Raw genomic sequence first — 21758 nt, forward strand, 5'->3', positions numbered from 1 at the left:
CAGAGAGCTCCGCCATCCTGTCGGATAGCGGAGCTCTACTTCTGAGGTTCCTGGCGGAATCGAACCGCCGTAAACGGTTTTGCAGACCGGTGCCTAACCACTCGGCCAAGGAACCCTGTGTGGTTTGCGCTTGCAAAGTAACTAAATTCCTCCCACATACACAAGCCTGTGGCGCCGAGTCCTGTGCTCGGGGTGGTATAAAAAGCAAGATGCGCATCTCAGAGAGACGCGCATCTTATAGCTTGCTTAGTCAGCGTAGAGCGGAAGACGGGGCTCAAACCCGCGACCCTTAGCTTGGAAGGCTAATGCTCTATCAACTGAGCTACTTCCGCATTCCTGATGACGGAAAGGAGTGGGCAGTGATGGATTCGAACCACCGAAGGCGTAAGCCAGCTGAGTTACAGTCAGCCCCATTTGGCCACTCTGGTAACTGCCCTTACCTGTTCTTTGCAGTGCAAAGGTACAAACTATTTCTGAACTGTGCAAATGGGACGGCACATCTTCAGTGCCGTCTCTGCAGCCTCGGCTCCCTTGTTGCCCAAGCGACCGCCTGCTCGCTCCTCAGCTTGCTCCATCGTTTCGGTCGTCAGGACGCCGAAGATGACGGGTGCAGGAGTCGTGCGGAAGCCAGTGATAGTCATGTTCAGCTGGGATATGCCGAAGGTCACACCCTGACAGATGTAGTCGAAGTGAGGGGTGTCCCCACGGACGACACAGCCGATAGCGATGACGGCATCCACACCGTCGTTCAGCAAGCGAGCGGAAGCATTGACGAGCTCAAAGGCCCCTGGTACACGGAAGACCGTGATCTTCTTCACCTCTTGCTTGCGGAGCACTTCGAGAGCGCCCTCGAGCAGGGGTTCAGTGATGTTGTTGTTCCACTCCGCTACAGCGATGCCGATGTGCAGCCCTTCCCCAGAGGGGACGGGGCTGTAGTGGAGGGATTGGATATGGTCTATCGTAGACATGGTCTATGTGCGAGCGGACTACTTGCCCTGAGCCTGAGCACGCAGGAGGTCAGCCTCTACTGTCTCAGCTTCGGGGGCGGTGTAGTACTTCGTCTTGACCTCGTTGTAGAGGGCGATAGCCTTGTCGTACTTGCCGAGCTTCTCGTAGACGTGACCAGCCTTGATGAGACAGCTGGGAGAGATCGCTTCGCTGGAAGCAGCCTTAGCAGCGGCTTCGTAGCTCTTGACAGCTTCTTCGAGCTTGCCGAGCTGTACGAGGCAGTCACCGATCATGCGCTGTACCGAGGGAGCGACGACGGCTTCATCAGCGGAGAACTTCTTCAGCTCAGCCAATGCTTCCTGATACTTACCCTGGTCATAGAGGCAGATACCGCTATAGGCGTGAGCGAGGTTCGCTGCGTCTGTACCGGAGAAGTTCTTGGCGATAGCTTCGAAGCCTGGCGCACCAGCACCCTGACCCTTGAGGGCGAGGCTGTCCTGCCCAGCGATGAAGCTGTCTTCTGCTACGAACATCTGTGCGGTAGCCTTCTCAGCCTTAGGGACTTGGACGAAGCGGTGGTAAGCGAAGATGCCGAGAGCGACGATGACGACAGCCGCTACTGCGATGATGATCTTCTTGCCGTGGCGCTCGAAGAAGAGTTCACCCTTCAGTACCTTCTCATCGATGGTGTCGAGGGCGTCGTGCTCTGGGAGCTCGTGATGTGACATACGTATTTATCTTATTTGTTGTTGGTTATTCCGCTATATCAGTGGGGCAAAGATACGACTTTTCATGCAACCTGACACGCCCCACCCAGAGCCCTGCAGCTCGCTGGGAGTGCGGGGCTCTGGGTGGCTCTATACATTATAATATATAGGGGCGGCTTACTATAATATATAGGGGCGGCTTACTTCAGCAGGGCCTCCATCTCGGCAGCCTTCTCCTCGAGGCACTCGAGGTAGCGGAGCTGAGCGCGCGTGCGCTGGAGGTTGTGCTTGGGAGAGTGGATCTTGAAGTAGGTGTCTCCGTTGAGGTAGTCGACGAGGAAGCGTACCGTCTGCATGTAGGTCATCAGGCGACCACCGTAGGCGATGAGGCTACGCTCGGTGGGGGTGAGGAACTTACCCGCGGAGGAGAGATAGCCCTCGACGAAGGCCTTGTAGATCTCCATGTTCACGCCGATCTTCGAGAGGTCTGCTTCATCTTCCGGAGCGAAGTTCACGCCTGTGCGGATGAAGTCACCCACGTCGCTGAGGATGAAGCCAGGCATGACGGTATCCCAGTCGACGACGCAGAGTACAGCACCCGACTTATCGAAGAGGACGTTGTCGACCTTGGTGTCGCAGTGGATGGTGCGCTTGGGGAGCTTGCCCTCAGCGTAGAGCTTCTCCTGGAGGAGCATCGAGTCAGCACGGCGGTCGATCTCGGCGAGGATATCCTGCACTTCGGCGACACGGCCAGCAGCATCCTGAGCGACAGCGTCGCGGAGCTGCTGCAGGCGGAAGGGCATGCTGTGGAAGTTCTCAATAGTCTCACCAAGACGACCCTCGGGGATGACGGAGAGGATTTCTTCGAACTGACCGAAGGCGGCACCAGCGTAGCGGGCGGCCTTGGGGGTGAGCTCGCTCATGCTCATGCTCTCGGGGATGAAGCGGCAGACACGCCAGTAGTTCTCCCCATCATGGTAGTAGTTCTTCTCGGGTTCCTCGAGGTTGGGGAAGAAGTAGAGGTACTTACGCTCTGCTTCGGGGTCACCTTCGGCTTCGAGGCGCTCGCGCATCGTGTCAGATACGATGGCGACATTGCGCTGCAGGACTTCGATGCGGGGGAAGACGAGGTGGTTCACACGCTGCAGGATCCAGCGTGGTGTCCCTTCACGGTCAGAGACTACGTAGGTGTCGTTGATATGGCCATTGCCAAAAGGCTTCATCTCCCCGATCTTAGCAGTGGAGATGAACTTGCTGATAATATGCTCCATATTAGGATGATTCATTTGTAGGTAAAGACAAAGATATACAAAAAGCCTATCCCCGCGCCAGTGGACTGACGTGGGGATAGGCGTATTTAGGCGAGGTCTCAGCGACCGGTGCCTTTAGCGGATGGCTTGCTCTTAGAAGCGGAGGCCTACGCCAGCGAAGAACGAAGCGTTCTTATAGCTGGTGTTGGCGATGTTGTTCTTGAGGGCATTGACCATACCGATGTCGGTACCGACACGGAGGTAGACCTTGCTGAACTCAAGAGCGGCAGAGGCGTTCAGGCCCATATCGAAGCGCTTGTAGACACCTGCCTTGAAGGCATCGATCTTGCTCGTGGTAGAGAGACCGTAGGCGAAGTAGGGGCCAGCTTCGACAGATACCGCGAAGTTCTCGCTGAAAGGTACGCGGATACCGAGGTCAACGGGTACGCTGATGTAGTTGAGACCGTAGCCATCTTCAGAGATGTACTTGAAGCCTTCCTGGCGGAACGTCACCCCAGGAGCGAGGTAGACACCCGAGGCGAGCCCGACTTCGGCAGCAAGGCCAGCGCGGAAGCCCAAGCGGACCTTAGATTCGGGGGTGACGCCTACTACCTTATTGACGCCACTTGCGAAGTTAGCGCCTACTTCGATGCGGGGATGGATTTCAGTCTGAGCTTGAGCGGAGAGGACGCCTGCGACGAGAGCGAAGGCGGCGAAAAATAGCTTCTTCATATTTGTTATTCTATTTGTGTGGTGAATTACGGCACTACAGCGACAGAGTATAGTGGAGCCGTAGGATTAGAGATGAATGTGCTTCATGTCGCGTATATGCGAAGGTACAGAAAAAAGCCTATCCCCACAAAAAGCCTATCCCCACGCCAGCGGACTGACGTGGGGATAGGTGTATTTAGGCGAGGTCTTTGTGACCGGTGCCTTTAGCGGATGGCTCGCTCTTAGAAGCGGTAACCTATGCCAGCGAAGAACGAAGAGTTCTTGTAGCTGGTGTTAGCAACGGGGTTCTTGAGAGTGTTGACCAGACCGATATCGGTACCGAGACGGAGGTAAACCTTGCTGTATTCGATAGCAGCAGAAGCGTTCAGACCCATGTCGAAGTGCTTGTAAGCACCAGCCTTGAAGGCATCGACGTTACCCGTGGTAGAGAGACCGTAGGCGAACGAAGGACCAGCTTCTACAGATACAGCGAGGTTGTCGCCGAGACCTACGCGGATACCGAGGTCAACGGGTACGCTGATGTAGTTGAGGCCATAGCCGTTACCATTGCCGAACTTGTAGCCTTCCTGACGGAACGTCACCCCAGGAGCGAGGTAGACGCCAGCAGCGAGTTCGATTTCGGCAGCAACGCTGGCGCGGAAGCCCGTGCGGACCTTAGAGTCAGCGGTGACGCTACCTACCTTGCTGATACCGCGAGCGAAGTTAGCACCTACTTCGATACGAGGATTGATGGCCGTCTGAGCCTGAGCAGAGAGCACGCCTGCAACGAGAGCGAAGGCGGCGAAAAATAGCTTCTTCATATTCGTTTCTTTCTATGTTATGGACCCCGGCAACAGGCCGAAATCAAGCTGTAAAGTTAGAGGTATTTAACGAATGTGCAAATATTCTTCAACTATTCAGCCTCGGATAGAACGTCTTTGCGTCATCCTATCGTATAGGACGGCTGGGATAATCAAGGGAGGGAGGTGAGGTACTTGCGCCCTCTGGGAGGAGTGTCTTTGGGAGGGGAGAGGTGTGAACCTATATAGGTCGCTGAGTCAACCTATATGGGTGCGTGGGTAGAGCTATATAGGATGGCGAAGAATGCTATATAGCTTTGAGCTGATTCCTATATAGCGTTGTGAAGTGCCCTCTATTTAAGTAGTTGCTCTGCGTAGGGATAAAAGTTGTGGACGAGTGGCAGATAAGTTTGGACTACGTACGTGGCTCTAATATCTACGTACGTGGATATTTGGATTTGCGTGCCTGGTCTTTAAGACTACGTACAAAGATAGAGGAAAACCACTATGCGAAGGCGCTTTTTCCTTCACGAGAACGATGCTTTTCCCTCCTCTGCATAAGAAGAATACTCGCGATAAGGCGAAGGGCTTGTGTATCTCTTCGGAGAGGTATATCGGGGAGCTACATTGACGATCAGTCGCTTATGCCTCGATATGGGAGCCGTGCGCTGGTAGGAAAGGGGGCGAAGGGCAGAATTTGAGTACCTTTGTTTGGGTGCTTATACATCCGTGGAGGTGGTTAGCTTGGGCTTCGATGATAGAGAAGCCCCTTTCTGTGAGTCCTATTGTCGGGCTGCAGAGTGACTTCCTCCACCCATAAAGCACCACCTTTCCGTAGGAACCCTCCGCCGGCGAGTCCTTCGCCTCTCGGAGTGTCTCCGATACATTATATATATGGGTGAGTAGACGCCGATGCGCGGCCTTGCTCCCCCACAAGCGAAACGATAATCAATGGACTATAAGACCACAACGGCCAATCTCGGCTGCTGTGCGATGACCCCCGGAGGCTGTGAAGGCTGTGATAGGAACCAGATGAGCACCTATGACTGGCTGAACGATATCCCCGAGTCACTGCAGAGCTCCGACTTGGTCGAAGTGCAATTCAAGAATACCCGTAAGGGCTACTATCTCAATACGGAGCGAATCGACCTCTATAAAGGCGATATCGTCGCCGTCGAATCGACGACGGGCCACGACATCGGCGAGGTGACCCTCACTGGTAAGCTCGCCGAGTTGGCGATGAGGAACCATCGCTACCGCCCTGACAAGGGCGAGTTCCTCCACGTCTACCGCGTCGCCCGCCCGGGTGACCTCGAGCGCTGGGAGGAAGCCAAGCGCCGTGAAGAGCCGACGATGATCCAGGCTCGACAGATCGCCTCTTCGCTGGGCCTCGACATGAAGATCGGGGACGTCGAATATCAGGGCGATGGCAACAAGGCGATCTTCTACTACATCGCTGACGGACGTGTGGACTTCCGCCAGCTCATCCGTGTGCTCGCAGATACCTTCCACGTGCGCATCGAGATGAAGCAGATCGGTGCTCGCCAAGAGGCAGGTCGCATCGGGGGTATCGGCCCCTGTGGTCGCCAGCTCTGCTGCTCCTCGTGGATGACGACCTTCTCCTCGGTGAGTACGGGGGCTGCCCGTGTACAGGATATCACGATGAATCCGCAGAAGCTCACGGGGCAGTGTGGGAAGATCAAGTGCTGTATGAACTTCGAGGTCAATGCCTATGCCGAAGCTCAGCGCAGCCTGCCCGACCGTGAGGTCGTCCTCGAGACCAGCTCCGACAGCTACTATCACTTCAAGACCGACCACTTCCAGCGTCAGGTCACCTATAGCACGGTGCGCAATGCGCCGGTACGTCTGGTGACGATCTCCGCCGAGCGTGCCTTTGAGGTCATCAGCCTCAACCGCCGTGGCGAGCGCCCCGAGCACCTCGAGGCCGATGCGGGCGAAGAGCGTCGTTCCTCCCGCTCCAGCGATATCCTTGCCGACAACAGTCTGACGCGCTTCGACAGAGAGCGCCGTGGTGGTCGCCGTGGTGGCGACTCTCGTGGTAGCCGTCGTGGCGGTGACCAAGGCGCTCGCCGTGAGCGCTCGGCTCGCCCCAGTGATGAGGCGGGTAAGAGCAATAATGGTACTGGTGGAGAGCGTCCACAGGTACGGCAGTTCCGTAGCCCTCGCACTCCTCGCACGGAGTCCACAGGTGAGGGTGGGCAGCAGCGTATCCGCCGCCCACGTCCCGAGACCTCAGGCGAAGACAAGGGATAGATGCGCGCTACCTCGTCATATATAGGGCGTCCACTGCGACGTGCACTCCTCGTCCTCTCCTTCCTTCTACCCCTCGTGGGGTGTGAGCAGGAGACGGGTGGAGCGAGGGATTACTATGCCTTCGAGCAGCCCGCTGGTGGCGTGTGGAAGCCCCGCACGACCTATAGCTTTGACCTCCTCTTCCCCGATCGCACGACGACCTTCACTGGTGAGATCGTCCTGCGTATGGATAGCCGTCTCGACCGCCCTCGAGCGCGTATGGAGGTAAGGCTCCGACAGGATGAGACGATCCTGCGGCGCGACACGCTGCAGGTAGACTTCGCTGCGACGGCTGGAGATTGGAAGCGCCCAGGGGCGCTGTACCACGAGTTCGTCCTGCCTTTGGCACGCCCTTTGCAAGCTCCCTACACAGGCCTCTTCTCTCTGGAGGTGCGTCCGCTGGATACCATTCCCCTCAGTGGGGTGGCTGCTATCGGGCTCCACACCGCAGAGCTACGGGCCGAGTAGTAGCTGTAATTTAGATATAGGCGGTAGGGGAATATGCCCCGACGACCGCCTCCACACCTCTACACATAGAATGAGCAAACAAAATAAATCTGACGAAATGTCACCCGAAGAACTGCAAGCACTGTCCCTGCCCATATTGGGTACCTACGAGGAGGATGAGACCTTCGCACTAAAGCCTGAGGAGCAGGCCAAGGAGTTTCCCCTCATTGCCCTACGCAATATGTCCATCTTACCTGGTACGGTGGTGCCCATCCTCGTGGGCCGCAGGAAGTCGATGCAGGTCATCCGACAGTCAGAGATACGTGAGCGCTGCTTCGGTGTCGTCACCCAGCGTGACGCCAATGTCGAGGATCCCCAGCTCAGCGACCTCTTCACGGTAGGTACTATCGTCGAGGTCTCCCAGATCGTCGAGCTGCCCACGGGTGAGCTCTCTGCCATCCTTCGTGGTCGTCAGCGCTTCAGTCTCCAGCACCTGACCATGGACGATCCCTATCTCATGGGTCGTGTCCATCTGCTCGAGGATAGCCTCCCCGCAGCAGATAAGGAAGAGGAGTACAAGGTGACGGTGGAGCTCATTCATGAGCGCCTCTTAGGGCTCTTGGATCGTCTGGCGCCGAATGCCCCCAATGGCTTCCGCGACACGATCCGTGGGCTGAAGAATCGTGCCTATATCGTTCATCTGGCAGGCTCACTCCTTCAGCTCAGTATGGAGGATCGTCAGAAGCTCCTCGAGATGGATAGTGTCTACGACCGCGCTGTCTATGTGCTCGGTCGTCTGCATGACCAGATCTCTGAGTCCTCGCTGCGTGAGGAGATCCTCAATCGCACGCGCCGTGAGATGGATCAGCAGCAGCGTGAGTACTTCCTCCAGCAGCAGATGCGTACTATCCAGGAGGAGCTCGGCACTGGCCCCAGCGCCGATGACGAGATCGAAGAGCTTCGCAAGAAGGGCAAGGAAAAGCTCTGGAGCGAGGCCGTCGCTGAGATCTATGAGAAGGAGCTTCGCAAGGCTGAGCGCCTCAATCCACAGAGCCCCGACTTCTCGATCCAGATGCAGTATCTACGCACGATCCTCGAGCTGCCTTGGGGTGTCTTCAGTCAGGATAACTTCGACCTCAAGGGGGCGAAGGAGATCCTTGACCGTGAGCACTATGGCCTCGACCGCGTCAAGGAGCGTATCCTCGAGCACCTGGCGGTACTGAAGCTCAAGGGCGACATGAAGTCCCCCATCCTCTGCCTCTATGGCCCTCCAGGGGTAGGTAAGACCTCCCTCGGGCGTAGCATAGCAGAGAGCCTTGGCCGTAAGTATGTGCGTATCTCCCTCGGTGGGGTGCATGACGAGGCTGAGATCCGTGGTCACCGCCGTACCTATATCGGCGCAATGAGCGGCCGTATCATCCAGAGTCTGCAGAAGGCTGGCACGTCGAACCCCGTCTTCGTCCTCGACGAGATCGATAAGCTCGCTGACGACCACAAGGGCGATCCCGCATCGGCTCTCTTGGAAGTCCTCGACCCCGAGCAGAATACCGCCTTCCACGATAACTATCTCGATATCGACTACGACCTCTCGAAGGTCCTCTTCATCGCTACGGCGAATAATATCTCCACCATTCCCTCCGCCCTGCGTGACCGTATGGAGCTCATCGAGGTCACGGGCTACATCGCAGAGGAGAAGCTGAAGATCGCCGAGCAGCACCTCGTACCCAAGGAAGCCAAGGAGCACGGGCTCAAGGTGGAGGACATCCACTTCGCCCCTGGTGCTCTCGACCTCATCATCGAGGAGTATACCCGTGAGAGCGGTGTGCGCTCCCTGACGAAGCAGATCGCTGCCGTCATGCGTAAGCTCGCTTGGGCTACCGCTGCCGAGGAGCAGCTCCCCGAGTCCATCACCCCCGAGCTCGTACGTGAGTATCTCGGCAAGACCGTCTATTCGCGCGATAAGTATCAGGGCAATGAGCACGCTGGTGTCGTCGTCGGTCTGGCTTGGACCAGCGTTGGTGGGGAGATCCTCTTCGTCGAAAGCAGCCTTCAGCCAGGGCAGTCGGGTAAGCTCATCCTCACCGGTAGCCTCGGTGATGTGATGAAGGAGTCTGCCACCCTTGCTCTCAGCTACATCCGTGCTCACGCTACCCAGCTCGGTATTGACCTCGAGACGCTCAAGGATCAAGAGATCCACATCCACGTACCCGAGGGCGCTATCCCCAAGGACGGCCCCAGCGCAGGTATCACGATGGTCACCTCACTCGTCTCCGCTATGACCCGCCGCCGTGTGCGTGCCCACATGGCGATGACCGGGGAGATCACCCTGCGTGGTAAGGTCCTGCCCGTCGGTGGCATCAAGGAGAAGATCCTTGCCGCTAAGCGCTCAGGCATCACGGATATCATCCTCTGCCGTGAGAACGAGAAGGATATCCTTGAGATCAACGAGCACTATCTCGAGGGGCTGAACTTCCACTATGTGGACGAGATCACCGAGGTCCTCGACTTCGCTCTGCTCGACGAAATCGTGGATAAGGCAAAGTAGACTAACTTTGTAGCTCTATGGAAGCCCGTATCAATAGCACCGAGCAGGAGTGCCGTACCATCCTCCGTACCTGTCGGGAGCTCTTCGCGAAGAAGCTCCACGACTACGGTGCGGCGTGGCGTATCCTACGCCCAGAGTCCCTCACAGATCAGATCTATATCAAGGCTGAGCGCATCCGTGGTATCCAGATGCGTGGGCATGCTGCCGTCGACGAGGGCATCGAGCCTGAGTTCATCGGCATCGTCAACTACGGGCTCATCGGCATGATCCAGCTCGAGCGTGGAGCTGTCTCCAGCCCAGATATGAGCGTGGAGGAGGCTCTCGAGGCCTATGATCGCTGTGCGGAGAAGACCCTGCAACTCATGCTCACCAAGAACCACGACTACGGCGAAGTGTGGCGCAATATGCGGGTGACCTCTATGACCGACCTCATCCTCTCGAAGATCCATCGCACCAAGCAGATCGAGGATCTGCAGGGCGAGACCTTCGTCTCGGAGGGCGTCGAAGCTAACTATATGGATATGGTGAACTACGCCATCTTCTGCCTCATCAAGCTTACCCTCCCCGCAGCGTGATCAATCTGCGTCATACCCTCGCCGAAGTAGCCCGCGTCATCGTGGGGCTCGTCTTCGTGGGCTCTGGCCTTCTGAAGGCCGTCGATCCCGTGGGGACCGCGCTGAAGATCTCGCAGTATCTCACCCCGATTCTCAGCCCTGCTTCAGCGGGTGCCGAGACGATCACGCTGGCACTGTCCTTCGTGCTGTGTGGCTCCGAGTTCCTGCTCGGGGCTTTCCTGCTTATGGGGGTGTACCGCAAGTTCTGCGCTCGTCTCTCCGTGCTCTTCATGCTGGTGATGACGGCCGTGACGCTCTACACGCTCATAGCGAACCCCATCTCTGACTGCGGTTGCTTCGGTGATGCGATCCAGCTGACCCACCTGGAGAGCTTCCTTAAGAACGTCGTTCTCCTCCCGCTCTCCATCCTCGTCCTGCGTGATGCCCGAGCGCTGCGCCACCTCTATTCGCGCCGTGAGCGCTGGGTGCCTGCCGTGCTCTCTGTCGTCGGGATCATCTACTTCATGGCGGAGAACTACCGTCACCTGCCTTACATTGACTTCCGCCCCTATGCCGTAGGGACGAACCTCCGTGAGGCCATCGCAAAGGAAGAAGCCTCCCTGCAGCGTGTGCTCCTCGGTGCTACGAAGTACATCTACTCGAAGGACGGCAAGACGAAGGCTTTCGAAGCCTCGGCACTCCCCGATAGCACGTGGACCTTTGTCGAGGCGCGCCAGGAAGCAGACCTGGCAAGCTACAAGCCTCGCTACGACTTCAATCCCATCGATAGTCTGGGTGAGCCTGCCGTCTCGACGCTCCTCGACTCTGAGGGGATCACGCTCCTTCTCCTCTCTCCCTCGTGGCGTACGGCGAGCCAAGCCGTGCTTGACGAGATCAGCGAACTCCACGAAGAGGCCAGCCGCTTAGGCTACCCCTTCTATGGCGTCACCGCCTCGACGAGCGAAGAGATAGCTCAGTGGCGTTATCTTACAGGAGCCTCCTATCCGATGCTCCAGCTCGATGCCACTCCGATACGTACCATCATTCGCTCACAGCCAGGGCTCGTCGTCCTGCGTGACGGTAAGATCATCGATAAGCGCGCCTACGCTGACTTCCCCTCTGTCGAGGGCGTCAGTACTTACCTCCGTAGTCTGCCCCAGATGCAGCCTCACGGCCCCTCTGCGACGCGCACCTACCTCCTCTGGGCGTGGGCTGCACTGCAGCTCTTAGCCTTCCTCCGCTTTTGGGCGAGAAAGCTCCACCTCACCGTCCATCTGCACATCAAGAAGCGTTTACATTTAACCAAATAATCCTCTTTATCAAAGTAACAATGAGAAAGAATATCGTCGCCGGTAACTGGAAGATGAACAAGACCCTCAGCGAAGGGATCTCCTTCATCGGCGAACTCAAGGCTGCCCTCGCTGGCAAGTCCCTCCACTGTGACGTCATCATCGGTGCCCCCTTCATCCACCTCGCATCTATCGCTAAGGAAGCTGAAGGTAGCCCCGTAGCTATCGCTGCTGAGAACTGCGCTGATAAGGCTGAAGGTGCTTACACGGGTGAAGTCTCTGCTGCACAGGTCGCTTCGACGGGTGCACGCTACGTCATCCTCGGCCACTCTGAGCGTCGTGCTTACTACCACGAAGATGGTGCTATCCTCACGGATAAGGTACGTCTTGCTCTCGCTGAAGGCCTCGCTCCTATCTTCTGCATCGGCGAAGTCAAGGAAGAGCGCGAAGCTGGCAAGCACTTCGACGTCGTAGAACAGCAGCTCGAAGAAGCCGTATTCTCGCTCTCTGCTGAAGACTTCGGTAAGGTCGTCCTCGCTTACGAACCCGTCTGGGCTATCGGTACGGGCCTCACGGCTTCCTCTGCTCAGGCTCAGGAGATCCACGCTCACATCCGTAGCCTCATCGCTAAGAAGTACGGTGCTCAGGTCGCTGAAGACTGCACGATCCTCTACGGTGGTAGCTGCAACGCTGCTAACGCTAAGGAACTCTTCTCTCAGCCCGACGTCGACGGTGGCCTCATCGGTGGCGCTTCACTCAGCGTAGAGAAGTTCCTCCCCATCATCGAAGCGTTCAACTAACGCTCCCTCTCTCTTTAGCCACCCCTTCCCCGCGAGGGGGTGGCTAACTCCTTTCCTCACACGCTCCCCAACCCCTCAGCGAAACTCCTATGCTCAGACGCATTCAGCTCACGCTTGCGCTCCTCGTCACGTGCCTTACCTTCGCCGCGACTCTCTCGGCGCAGACCGCACCTGAGAAGCTAAGACCACGCAATATCCTCGAAGCCCTCGAGCAGATCAATCCCGGTGAGGGCTTCGTGACGATCATCCAAGACCCCGACCTCCGTGGTGTCATCGGTAGCGCTCCCGCTCCCCGTGGCTCCTCGGTGCTGGCTCGTGATGGCAACTACTCCATCCTCTACGGCTACCGTGTCCAGGTCTTCAATAGTAACCTCCCCAACGCTAAGAGCGAGGCTTATGCACGTGCCGAAGCTATTCGCCGCGTCGCCCCCACGCTCAGTAGCTACATCACCTTCCGCGCCCCCTTCTGGCGCCTGACCGTCGGTAACTTCACCTCACAGGAAGAGGCTCGCGCGGCTCGCGCTCGTCTTATGGTCGCTCTGCCCGCTTGGGGTCGTGAGTCCTATGTAGTCCGTGAGAAGGTCCGCATCCTCAACTACACCGAACCCCATGCCTCAGAAGAATAGCCTCCCCGATCCGTCGACCCTGACCTTCGTCCCTGAGAGCGAAGAGGCTACCGAAGCCGCTCTGCGCCACCACTACCATGAGATCCTTCGCCTGCTGGGCGAAGATCCCGAGCGTGAGGGCCTGGTGAAGACACCCGAGCGTGTCGCTAAGGCTATGCGCTTCCTCACCTCTGGTGCGCACAAAGACCCGAAGGAGATCCTCCGCTCGGCGATGTTCCGTGAGGAGTATCGCCAGATGGTTATCGTCAAGGATATCGACTTCTACTCGCTCTGTGAGCACCACATGCTGCCCTTCTTCGGTAAGGTCCACATCGGCTATATCCCCAACGGCTACATCACGGGGCTCTCGAAGCTCCCCCGCATCGTCGACGTCTTCGCTCGTCGCCTGCAGGTACAGGAGCGCCTGACGACGCAGATCAAGGACTGCATCCAGGAGGCACTCAATCCCCTCGGTGTCATCGTCGTCATCGAGGCACAGCACATGTGCATGCAGATGCGTGGCGTAGAGAAGCAGAATTCCTTCACCACGACCAGTGACTTCACCGGTGCCTTCCGCGAGGCCAAGACGCGTGAGGAATTCATGCAGCTCATCACGCACAGCCGCCGCTAAAGGTATAGTCCCTGTAGCATCTCCTATATAATATAGGTACGCTAAAAGCGCTCGCCCTAGCGATCCATACGGGATCGCTGGGGCGAGCGCTTTTATATTAGCTGTGTGTAGCGGAGGGAGGCTTACTTACTGGGCTCTGCGAAGCGGCGTGAGCGAGCGAGCATGCAGGCGCCGATGAGCCCAGCGCGGTCGCCGAGCGTAGCCGTGCGGATCTGTGTATCGCGCGTCACGACGCTCATTGAATAGATACGTACCGAGGCCTCGACCTGCTGGGTAAGGTAGCCGGAGGCATCGGCCAGGCTACCACCGATGATGACGAGCTCGGGGTTGAAGACGTTGATGAGGTTCGCTACCTGCTTACCGAGCTCACGGCCCAGCTCGCTGAGGACCTGCAGGCAGAGCATATCCTCCTGAGCGCAGGCGCTGATGAGGTCAGACATGCGGAGCTCACGGCCCGAGTGGACGATGGACGAGAGGATGGAGCTCTCTCCGGCACGGATGCGCTCCTGGATCTTACGGCACATAGCCTGACCGCTGACCTCGGTCTCGAGGCAACCCTTCTTACCGCAGTGGCAGAGGATCTGGTTGTCGAAGACTGATATATGGCCGAATTCCCCTGAGAAGCCCGACTTACCGAAGTAGATCTGCTTGTCCTGGATGATACCGAGACCGAGACCCCAGCTGATATTCACGTAGAGTACGGAGTTGACCTCCATATCCTTGGTGCAGCCCGCAGTGAATTCCCCGAAGGCCATGCCGCGCGTGTCGTTGTCGATCGAGACGCGCAGGGCGAGCTTACTACTGAGGATCTCGGAGAGGGGACGGTCGCCGAAGAAGTTGAAGAGACTATAGCTGTGCCCTGTGACAGGGTTGATACGCCCAGGGAGGTTGACGTTGATGTTCAGGATCTCCTTGGGCTGGATGCCGTGGCGCGTGATGAAGCCACGGATCTCACGGCAGATCGTCTCGAGGGCCTCGGGGGTATTCTCGAGCGTGTAGGGCAGGTCGTAGTCAGCACAGATCAACTCGCTCTGCAGGTTGATCAGACCGATGTGCATGCCCGAGCGCTTGATGTCTACGCCGATGAAGTAGCCCCCGTCGGGGTTGAGCCCGAAGAGTAGGGGGAAGCGCCCGACGCCGATCTCCAGCTTACCTTGGCTCTGGATGCAGCCTCCGTCTTGGAGGTCTTGGAGGATCTTAGAAGCTGTGGGGACGCTGACGTATAGCTCCTTGGCTATGTCCGTCATCGTGGCCGTCTTGTTGCGCAGCAGGTAATTGATCACACGGAGCTTGTGCAGCCCCTTCTTGGTCTCCTGGCTGAGGTCGTCAAGTAGTTTGGGTGTCATGTGGAGTCTGGTACTGAGGTGGGCTATTTAGGCTTCGCCTTTAGGTGGCGTAGATCCCTGAGACTTGCGGCGGTTGTTGGGGCGCTTCTTCTTGCGTGCACCCTGGGCTGCGCCTTCGCCCTTGTGGGCGTCGGTCTTGCCTTCGGGGCGCTGGCCCTGCTGGGAGCTGCGGCCACGTCCGCGACCACCGCCCTTGTTGCCTTGTCCCCCGCGGGGAGAAGAGCCACCACGGCCTCCGCGCTCGGGGCGACGGCTGGGGTCGTAGGCGGGTGTGGGGCCGAAGGCCTCATCTACTGGGATCTTATAGATTTCCTTTTCGAGGAAGTCTTCAATGCGTCCGAAGCCAGGCTGTTCCTTCTCGCTGACGAAGGTGATCGCCAGTCCCTCATCGTTGCCACCACGGGCAGTACGACCGATGCGGTGTACATAGTCCTCGGGGTCGTGGGGGATGTCATAGTTGATCACCATGCGGATGTTGTCGATATCGATACCGCGCGCCACGACGTCGGTGGCGACGAGCAGATCGATATTGCCCGACTTAAAGTTCTTCATGACCTCTTCGCGCTTCTCCTGTGTCAGGTCGGAGTGCATCTGCTCGACGCGGATATTGAGACGAGAGAGGGCTGCGGTGAGCTCCTTGACCTTGAGCTTGGAGCTGGAGAAGATGATCGTGCGTGTAGGGGGTGTTTCGCGGAAGAGCTGCGTCAGGATGGGCAGCTTCTGGCGCTCATAGCAGACATAGGCGGACTGCACGATGCTCTCGGGCGGGCGGGAGATCGCCAGCTCGACCTCGGCGGGATTGTGCAGGATGGTGCGGGCGAACTTCTTGATCTTCGGTGGCATCGTCGCCGAGAACATCACGCGCTGACAGTCCTTCGGCAGCGCACTGTTGATCTGCATGATGTCCTCCTGGAAGCCCATGTCGAGCATGCGGTCAGCCTCGTCGAGTACGAAGTACGAGACACCCGAGAGGTCTGCCTGCTGGAGGTTCATCAGGGCCAGGAGACGCCCTGGTGTGGCGATGACGATCTCCGCCCCGAGAGCCATACCGCGGCGCTGCTGCTCCCAGGCGATCCCGTCCGTACCGCCGTAGATAGCTACTGAGGAGACGGGGAGGAAGTAGGCGAAGCCCTCGACCTGCTGCTCGATCTGGATGGCGAGCTCACGGGTCGGAGCCATGATGACGGCATTGACCTTCTTAGGGTCGCCCTCGCCACGGCTCAGTCGGTTGATGATGGGCAGGAGATAAGCCGCGGTCTTCCCTGTACCCGTCTGGGCACAAGCGATCATGTCGCGGCGTTCGAGGAGAAGGGGGATGGTGGCCTCTTGCACGGGTGTGGTCTCGAAGAAGTTCATCGCTTCGAGCCCATCCAGCACTTCGTCCTCAAGATCTAGTTCGTCGAAATACATTGATGCTGCTATGTTGAGTTAGAAGCAAATATATAGCTTTTCCCCCAATATCTTAATAAGTCTACGCCCTATCCTAAAATATTATCCCGAAAAAGCCCCGTATTTCTAAAAGTCCTTCGCTGTGCCTTCCCTCTGCCAGCGCCATTGGGGCGCTCTATGTGGGGTAAGGATCGGCCCTTATCCCTATAGAAGCGTCGCGGGGCACCCCATTGAGGTACCCCGCGATAGCTCCTTCGTTGAAGCCTCCTTTGCCGCTCTTATAGCAGCAGTGAGCTATGGTTGCTGGAGTAGCTTCTCCGTAGTAAAGATGCTCACTATGCGCCCCTTCTCGAAGAGAACTAAGTTGAAGTGCTCCTCGTCGGTCGAGCGCCCCGTGAGATCCTTGACGAAGGCTTCGTAGAAGCTGTCGTGCCACTTCGTCCCGTAGTGCGTGTAGTCGATACTTAGAATAGGCTCGGTGCGCTTCAGAAGTCCAGGCGTGAGGTCAATAGCTACATAGTAGGGCTCTGCACCGATCTTATGCGCATACGCCCCTATGGTACTCAGGGGAAGACACGCGCTTGAGGTGCAGCCGTTGGTAAAGAGGTAGACCAAGGCCTTGGGCTTGGAGGCGAGTGCAGCTCGGAGCTCGGCACCATTGACGCAGAGGATCTTTCCCTCTCGATGTACCCTATCAAGGGTCTCGTCGAGAGCGCGAAGCTTATTCCTTGAGAAGACGATCCTTGCGCGCTCTTCGCGGTCTAAGTACTGGTAGCCTGATGTGAGCCCGTAGACTTGGAGGTACCCCGTGAGATAGAGGCCGCCTGCTGCGATGACGAGGATGGCAAGTGCTACCCCAATGCCACAGAGTATTCGCTTCACTGTCCGATGCATAAGAGGAAGAAAATTTAATGTCAGCTGGGCTATCTAAGAAGGTGATGACGTTCGTGCTCGCTCTTCATAGTATCGAGCCCGTCGGATGAAGATCATACCACTCTCAGCAGCATATACCGATGTGGTATTCCGCTACGAATGTACAAAATAATGGCCGTGGAATAGGTGTGTCGTGTAGAGCTATATAGTATGGCGAAGAAAGCTGTATAGCTTTTGTGACGTGACCTCTATTAGGTTGTTGCTCCGCGTAGGGATAAAAGTTGCGGATGAGTGGTAGAAAAGTTTGGACTACGTACGTGGCTCTAATATCTACGTACGTGGATATTTGGGTTTACGTGCCTGGTCTTTAAGACTACGTACATAGACAGAGGAAAACCACTACGGGAAGGCGCTTTTTTCTTCACGAGAACGATGCTTTTCCCTCCGCTGGATAAGAGGAATACTTGCGATAAGGCGAAGGGCTTGCGTATCACTTCGGAGGGGCATATCGGGGAGGAGCTTTGGTGATGAAGAGAGGGGCGTTGTGGGATGATGGCGGCTGGGGAGGCTAAGGGGCGGAGATTGCGTACCTTTGGGGGAAGAAACGACTTACATATATATATGATACTTACCGATGACTGGTTCACCAGCGTGAGCCATACCGAGGGTGGGGAGATCGTCCTCCTGACCGTCCGCAAGGGCCTCACTCAGTTCTTCGAGAGCGGCAAGCTCCGTGTGCGCGTGGATATAGCGTGGCCTTACACCGCCGAGCCCGATGGGATGCCCGACGAAGAGACTGCACGCCTCATCGAGGACATCGAGCCCAAGCTCCGCCGCATTATGGAGAAGGATAAGCTCGCCATCCTCACGGGGAACTATACCGGCGGTGGGCAGAAGGACTGGACCTTCTACACGCGCCATCTCCCTTCCTTCGGCGAACGTCTGAATGAATGCCTCGCACCTTATCCCACGCTCCCGCTTGAGATCCACTGCGAAGAGGACCCCGACTGGAGCGACTACCACGAGATGCTGGCGCTTGAGACCGACGACTCAGACGAAGACTAAGCGATGGAGCAGCTCTTCCGCCCCGCTTCGGAGCCTACCGATCGCCTCGTCCTCTACTTCAATGGCTGGGCACTCAGCCCCATCGCCGTAGAGCACCTCGGCCTCCCCGAGGGGCAGGATCTCCTACTTCTCTGGGACTACCGCACCGATGCGCTGGACTTCGACTTCTCGCCCTATCGTGAGATCCGCCTCGTCGCTTGGTCGATGGGTATCTGGGCAGCCGACCGCTTCTTCGCTAAGCACGAGGAGCTTCGCAGTCGTGTCGTCTCGGGTACGGCGCTTGCTGGGACGGGCTACCAAGTCGATGACGCTGTGGGTATCCCCGAAGCCTTCTTCCATAAGACCCTCGAGGGGCTGACGGAGGAGAATCGTGAGCGCTTCGACCGGCATATGCTTGGCGGTAAGACCTACCGCCACCTCTATGAGGAGGTGCGCCAGCGCTCCACGAAGGCGCTCTATGATGAGTTCGTCCGCCCCTTCACCGTCGACCGCGATCAGCCCCGCCCACTGCCTAAGCCCGCAGCCTTTGGCCTGTGGAGCAAAGCCTTCATCGGCGAAGATGACCGCGTCGTCCCCCCGACGAACCAAGAGAACTACTGGCGCATCCAGGGCGTGCCTTTCACGCACCTCCCCAAGACGCCGCACTACCTCCTCGGCCACTTCCGCCGCTGGGAGGAGCTCTGGTAGCCCAATTCCTTTATCCTATAAACGGCATGAGCCGCCCTCTGCACTGCTGGCAGAGGGCGGCTCATCGCTTATCGTGCCTCAGCTACTAAGCGCCGTGGAACTCGTATTCGGCCTGGATGTCGATCGTCAGGTGCGTGAAGAGCGTCTCGATGAGCTGGTCAGTGACCTCAAGGGCTGAGCGAAGGACGTGGTCGGAGAAGGCTTGCAGGAGGTCGCGCGCATGCAGGGGCTGCGTCTGGTAGATAGCCAGATACTGCTCTTCCATCTCGCGCTGACGCTGGTCCGTCTCGGCTTCGAAGTCGGCGTAGACCTTCTTGATGATGGGGGCATAGCGGTTGTAGTCGACCATGCCGAGGGCCTGGACCTTGCGGAACTTCCAGTAGGCGGACTCGTGCGAAGACTCGTTCGTCCCCTTCGTGTAGGCCTTGGGGTAAGAGCGGATGCCTTCGTAGAGGGGGAGGAAGACGCTGAGGTCAGCCATCCCAAGCGCCACATAGTTGACGCACCCGATGGCCTGAGGAAGCTCGGGGCGTACCTGCAGGAGGTGCGTCTGCGTGGTGCGGAAGATGGAGACGGGGCGATAAACCTCCTTGGGGTTCTGATGGAGGTAGGGGTCGTGGTCCGTGCCGTCGTAGTGGAAGCGGAAGAGCTGTCTGAGGCGGCTGATGGAGATGGGCTCGGCAGCTTGAGCGAAGACGGGGAAGGTGTTCTTCGTCACATCGTTCTTGATCGATGGGCTCAGCTGTGCCTGCAGACCCCATACGCGGGGATAGTTGTAGGTCGTGTCGAGCTTGACATCACGGATGTAAGCCTCGTGGAAGTCGAACTCACCACGGGCGGGATCGTACAAGCCGTGCTGGATGGCGAACTCAATGAGGTCATCCGAAGCCAGATAGTTCGCGTGATCCTTGGGGTCGTACTTGCGGAAGCGGCTCTGGTTCCCCGTGACGAAGTACTGATCTTCGGGGATGCGGGTAGCGAGCCAGCGGTGTCCCGAGGCGGTCTCAAGGTACCAGATCTCGTGGCTGTCGACGAAGCCGACGCCGAAGCCTTCGGCCACTCCGTGCATCTCGATGAGCGAGCCAAGGCGTTCGATACCTTCGCGAGCTGAGTGGATGTAGGGCAGGACGATGTTGAAGACGGAGTTCTCAGCGACGCCGTCGGGTACGAGGGGGTCGGCTTCGAGGGCGCGGTCGCTACTGAAGATACTTTCGGTAGCACTCATACCGACGCCGACGCTGTTGAAGCCAGCGCTTCCCCAGTGACCGTGGAGATGGTAGGGGGCAAGGGCGGAGTAGCCAAGAGCGCGCTTGGGGAGGTCGCAGCGGAAGGGGCTGTCGAGAGCGACGAAGCGCTCGGGACCATGGTCGGTGTCTTCGTAGATCTCAAGGTTCTTCGCCAGGACGGCGTTCCAGTCCTCGCTACGTGCGACGATCATAGAGCCGTCGGAGGTGTGCTGGCGTCCGACGATGATGGTGGTACATTCGGATGGGTAGTCCGTGTGTAGCTGCTGTGGTTGGGTCTTCTGTCTCATGACTCTTTGTTTTTCGGTTAGGAACAGCGGGCAACTTGCGTTGTCAAATGGTACTGCAATGTTACGACTTTTTGACTGACAGTGCAATACCTACCGATAGGTATTTGCTTCTCTGTGGGGACTTTTCGTGGAGAAGAGGGTGTGCGGAGATCTCCGAAAGGCGGGTGCATCTACTATGAGGGGGTGGTGTGAACCTATATTGGTCGTCGGGTTGACCTATATTGGTCCGACAACGAAGCTATATAGGTCGCGATGACGACCTATATAGGATGGCGAAGAAAGCTATATAGCTTTTGTGAAGTGACCTATATTTAGGTTGTTGCTCCGCGTAGGGATAAAAGTTGCGGACGAGTGGCAAATAAGTTTGGGCTACGTACGTGGCTCTAATATCTACGTACGTGGATATTTGGATTTACGTGCCTGGTCTTTAAGACTACGTACATAGACAGAGGAAAAGCACTACGTGAAGGCGCTTTTCCCTTCACGCGAACGATGCTTTTTCCTCCGCTGGATAAAAGAGGAATACGCGCGATAAGGCGAAGGGTTTGCCTGATCACTTCGGAGAGGCATATCGGGGAGCTGGGCGTGCGATGCCTTAGCACTCTAAATAGAGGACAGGACTCGCGGCAACAGTCTCATTCATAGAGATCGGCGGATGAAGACCTCGCCGTGTATGCTCCATCCTCCGTTTAAGTGTGGGGTGAGGTGTGTTGGGGTGAAGAAATATCTCACCCCTTCCAGGTTATCCTATTATAATGTACGCGCGCGAATCAATCGTGCAAGCGCCTTGTCGTCGTATGAATTTACGTGTGTATTTGGAAGTTTGGGTGATTTTTTCTACCTTTGCACTCGCAAAAGAAACGAACGGCCTAGCGGTGACGCGGGTAGTTTGACTTCGAGAGATCTTTGAGATAATTGATATTGACAAACAGAAGTGTAGTAACAAACGTTTAGGGAAATGAAGACCTAACCGTCAATTACGACCTTTACTTAGGTAGAGATACACTAATAAATCTGAAGCAAGAGTCATTTCGGAGCAAGACAAACAGAACAAAGTACAATAAAAATATTGACAATGAAGAGTTTGATCCTGGCTCAGGATGAACGCTAGCGATAGGCTTAACACATGCAAGTCGAGGGGCAGCATGGTCTTAGCTTGCTAAGACTGATGGCGACCGGCGCACGGGTGCGTAACGCGTATGCAACTTGCCTCACAGAGGGGGATAACCCGTCGAAAGACGGACTAATACCGCGTACGCTCTAT

19 protein-coding genes, 3 tRNA genes and 1 rRNA gene are annotated in these 21758 nt (G+C 57.2%); 11 read left to right on the forward strand and 12 right to left on the reverse strand.

Annotated features, from left to right (window positions below):
* Window positions 1-44: 44 nt before the first annotated feature.
* The 8 genes from HMPREF1121_RS05210 to HMPREF1121_RS05245 form a co-directional block, all read right to left on the reverse strand.
* Window positions 45-115 (reverse strand) — tRNA-Cys (locus HMPREF1121_RS05210).
* 144 nt (window positions 116-259) lie between these two features.
* Window positions 260-332 (reverse strand) — tRNA-Gly (locus HMPREF1121_RS05215).
* 21 nt (window positions 333-353) lie between these two features.
* Window positions 354-436 (reverse strand) — tRNA-Tyr (locus HMPREF1121_RS05220).
* Between the two features lie 31 nt (window positions 437-467).
* The gene (gene ribH / locus HMPREF1121_RS05225) at window positions 468-968 is read right to left on the reverse strand and encodes a 6,7-dimethyl-8-ribityllumazine synthase (RefSeq protein WP_044115112.1); all 501 of its coding nucleotides are present in this window, start codon (window positions 966-968) and stop codon (window positions 468-470) included.
* Window positions 969-986: 18 nt separating this feature from the next.
* Entirely contained in the window at window positions 987-1676 is a 690-nt protein-coding gene (locus HMPREF1121_RS05230) for a tetratricopeptide repeat protein (protein ID WP_044115113.1), read from the reverse strand.
* Between the two features lie 179 nt (window positions 1677-1855).
* The gene (locus HMPREF1121_RS05235; RefSeq protein WP_044115114.1) at window positions 1856-2941 is read right to left on the reverse strand and encodes a phosphotransferase enzyme family protein; all 1086 of its coding nucleotides are present in this window, start codon (window positions 2939-2941) and stop codon (window positions 1856-1858) included.
* A gap of 117 nt (window positions 2942-3058) precedes the next feature.
* Window positions 3059-3637, reverse strand: a complete 579-nt coding sequence (locus HMPREF1121_RS05240; RefSeq protein WP_044115116.1) for an outer membrane beta-barrel protein — start codon at window positions 3635-3637, stop codon at window positions 3059-3061.
* Between the two features lie 221 nt (window positions 3638-3858).
* Window positions 3859-4437: an outer membrane beta-barrel protein gene (locus HMPREF1121_RS05245; RefSeq protein ID WP_044115117.1), complete on the reverse strand. Its 579-nt coding sequence runs from the start codon at window positions 4435-4437 to the stop codon at window positions 3859-3861.
* Window positions 4438-5367: 930 nt separating this feature from the next.
* On the opposite strand from HMPREF1121_RS05245, the gene HMPREF1121_RS05250 reads away from it, so the two are divergent.
* The 8 genes from HMPREF1121_RS05250 to folE all read left to right on the forward strand — a co-directional run bounded on the left by HMPREF1121_RS05250 (window position 5368) and on the right by folE (window position 13600).
* A complete protein-coding gene (locus HMPREF1121_RS05250; RefSeq protein WP_232223738.1) occupies window positions 5368-6690 on the forward strand; it encodes a PSP1 domain-containing protein in 1323 nt (440 codons plus the stop codon).
* The gene (locus HMPREF1121_RS05255; protein WP_009432599.1) at window positions 6691-7197 is read left to right on the forward strand and encodes a gliding motility-associated lipoprotein GldH; all 507 of its coding nucleotides are present in this window, start codon (window positions 6691-6693) and stop codon (window positions 7195-7197) included.
* 70 nt (window positions 7198-7267) lie between these two features.
* The gene (gene lon / locus HMPREF1121_RS05260; RefSeq protein ID WP_044115118.1) at window positions 7268-9721 is read left to right on the forward strand and encodes an endopeptidase La; all 2454 of its coding nucleotides are present in this window, start codon (window positions 7268-7270) and stop codon (window positions 9719-9721) included.
* Window positions 9722-9738: 17 nt separating this feature from the next.
* Complete coding sequence (locus tag HMPREF1121_RS05265; RefSeq protein ID WP_044115120.1) at window positions 9739-10296, forward strand: DUF1599 domain-containing protein; 558 nt, start codon at window positions 9739-9741, stop codon at window positions 10294-10296.
* The gene (locus tag HMPREF1121_RS05270) at window positions 10293-11585 is read left to right on the forward strand and encodes a BT_3928 family protein (protein ID WP_052353605.1); all 1293 of its coding nucleotides are present in this window, start codon (window positions 10293-10295) and stop codon (window positions 11583-11585) included. The genes HMPREF1121_RS05265 and HMPREF1121_RS05270 overlap by 4 nt, the downstream gene beginning before the upstream one ends.
* Window positions 11586-11605: 20 nt before the next feature.
* Window positions 11606-12364 carry a triose-phosphate isomerase gene (tpiA, locus tag HMPREF1121_RS05275; protein WP_044115122.1) on the forward strand — a complete coding sequence of 253 codons (759 nt, stop codon included), beginning with the start codon at window positions 11606-11608 and terminating at the stop codon, window positions 12362-12364.
* A gap of 89 nt (window positions 12365-12453) precedes the next feature.
* Entirely contained in the window at window positions 12454-12990 is a 537-nt protein-coding gene (locus HMPREF1121_RS05280) for an SPOR domain-containing protein (RefSeq protein WP_044115124.1), read from the forward strand.
* Entirely contained in the window at window positions 12974-13600 is a 627-nt protein-coding gene (gene folE / locus HMPREF1121_RS05285; RefSeq protein WP_369793549.1) for a GTP cyclohydrolase I FolE, read from the forward strand. Before HMPREF1121_RS05280 ends, folE begins: the two co-directional genes overlap by 17 nt.
* A gap of 122 nt (window positions 13601-13722) precedes the next feature.
* Here folE and HMPREF1121_RS05290 read toward each other — a convergent pair whose 3' ends face one another.
* The 3 genes from HMPREF1121_RS05290 to HMPREF1121_RS05300 all read right to left on the reverse strand — a co-directional run bounded on the left by HMPREF1121_RS05290 (window position 13723) and on the right by HMPREF1121_RS05300 (window position 17217).
* Window positions 13723-14946 carry an ROK family transcriptional regulator gene (locus HMPREF1121_RS05290; RefSeq protein WP_044115125.1) on the reverse strand — a complete coding sequence of 408 codons (1224 nt, stop codon included), beginning with the start codon at window positions 14944-14946 and terminating at the stop codon, window positions 13723-13725.
* A gap of 27 nt (window positions 14947-14973) precedes the next feature.
* Window positions 14974-16356, reverse strand: coding sequence for a DEAD/DEAH box helicase (locus HMPREF1121_RS05295; protein ID WP_044115126.1), 1383 nt, complete (start codon window positions 16354-16356; stop codon window positions 14974-14976).
* Window positions 16357-16629: 273 nt separating this feature from the next.
* Entirely contained in the window at window positions 16630-17217 is a 588-nt protein-coding gene (locus HMPREF1121_RS05300) for a hypothetical protein (RefSeq protein ID WP_156946055.1), read from the reverse strand.
* A 612-nt stretch (window positions 17218-17829) separates the two neighbouring features.
* Here HMPREF1121_RS05300 and HMPREF1121_RS05305 point away from each other — a divergent pair.
* The gene (locus HMPREF1121_RS05305) at window positions 17830-18273 is read left to right on the forward strand and encodes a DUF695 domain-containing protein (RefSeq protein ID WP_044115128.1); all 444 of its coding nucleotides are present in this window, start codon (window positions 17830-17832) and stop codon (window positions 18271-18273) included.
* Between the two features lie 3 nt (window positions 18274-18276).
* Window positions 18277-18960 carry a pimeloyl-ACP methyl esterase BioG family protein gene (locus HMPREF1121_RS05310; protein ID WP_044115129.1) on the forward strand — a complete coding sequence of 228 codons (684 nt, stop codon included), beginning with the start codon at window positions 18277-18279 and terminating at the stop codon, window positions 18958-18960.
* 85 nt (window positions 18961-19045) lie between these two features.
* Here HMPREF1121_RS05310 and HMPREF1121_RS05315 read toward each other — a convergent pair whose 3' ends face one another.
* Entirely contained in the window at window positions 19046-20494 is a 1449-nt protein-coding gene (locus tag HMPREF1121_RS05315) for a C69 family dipeptidase (protein WP_044115130.1), read from the reverse strand.
* A 1072-nt stretch (window positions 20495-21566) separates the two neighbouring features.
* Here HMPREF1121_RS05315 and HMPREF1121_RS08750 point away from each other — a divergent pair.
* Window positions 21567-21758: ribosomal RNA gene (locus HMPREF1121_RS08750) — 16S ribosomal RNA — on the forward strand; the annotation flags it as partial.

The organism is Porphyromonas sp. KLE 1280, from assembly GCF_000700805.1.
Taxonomy (GTDB): Bacteria; Bacteroidota; Bacteroidia; order Bacteroidales; family Porphyromonadaceae; genus Porphyromonas; species Porphyromonas pasteri.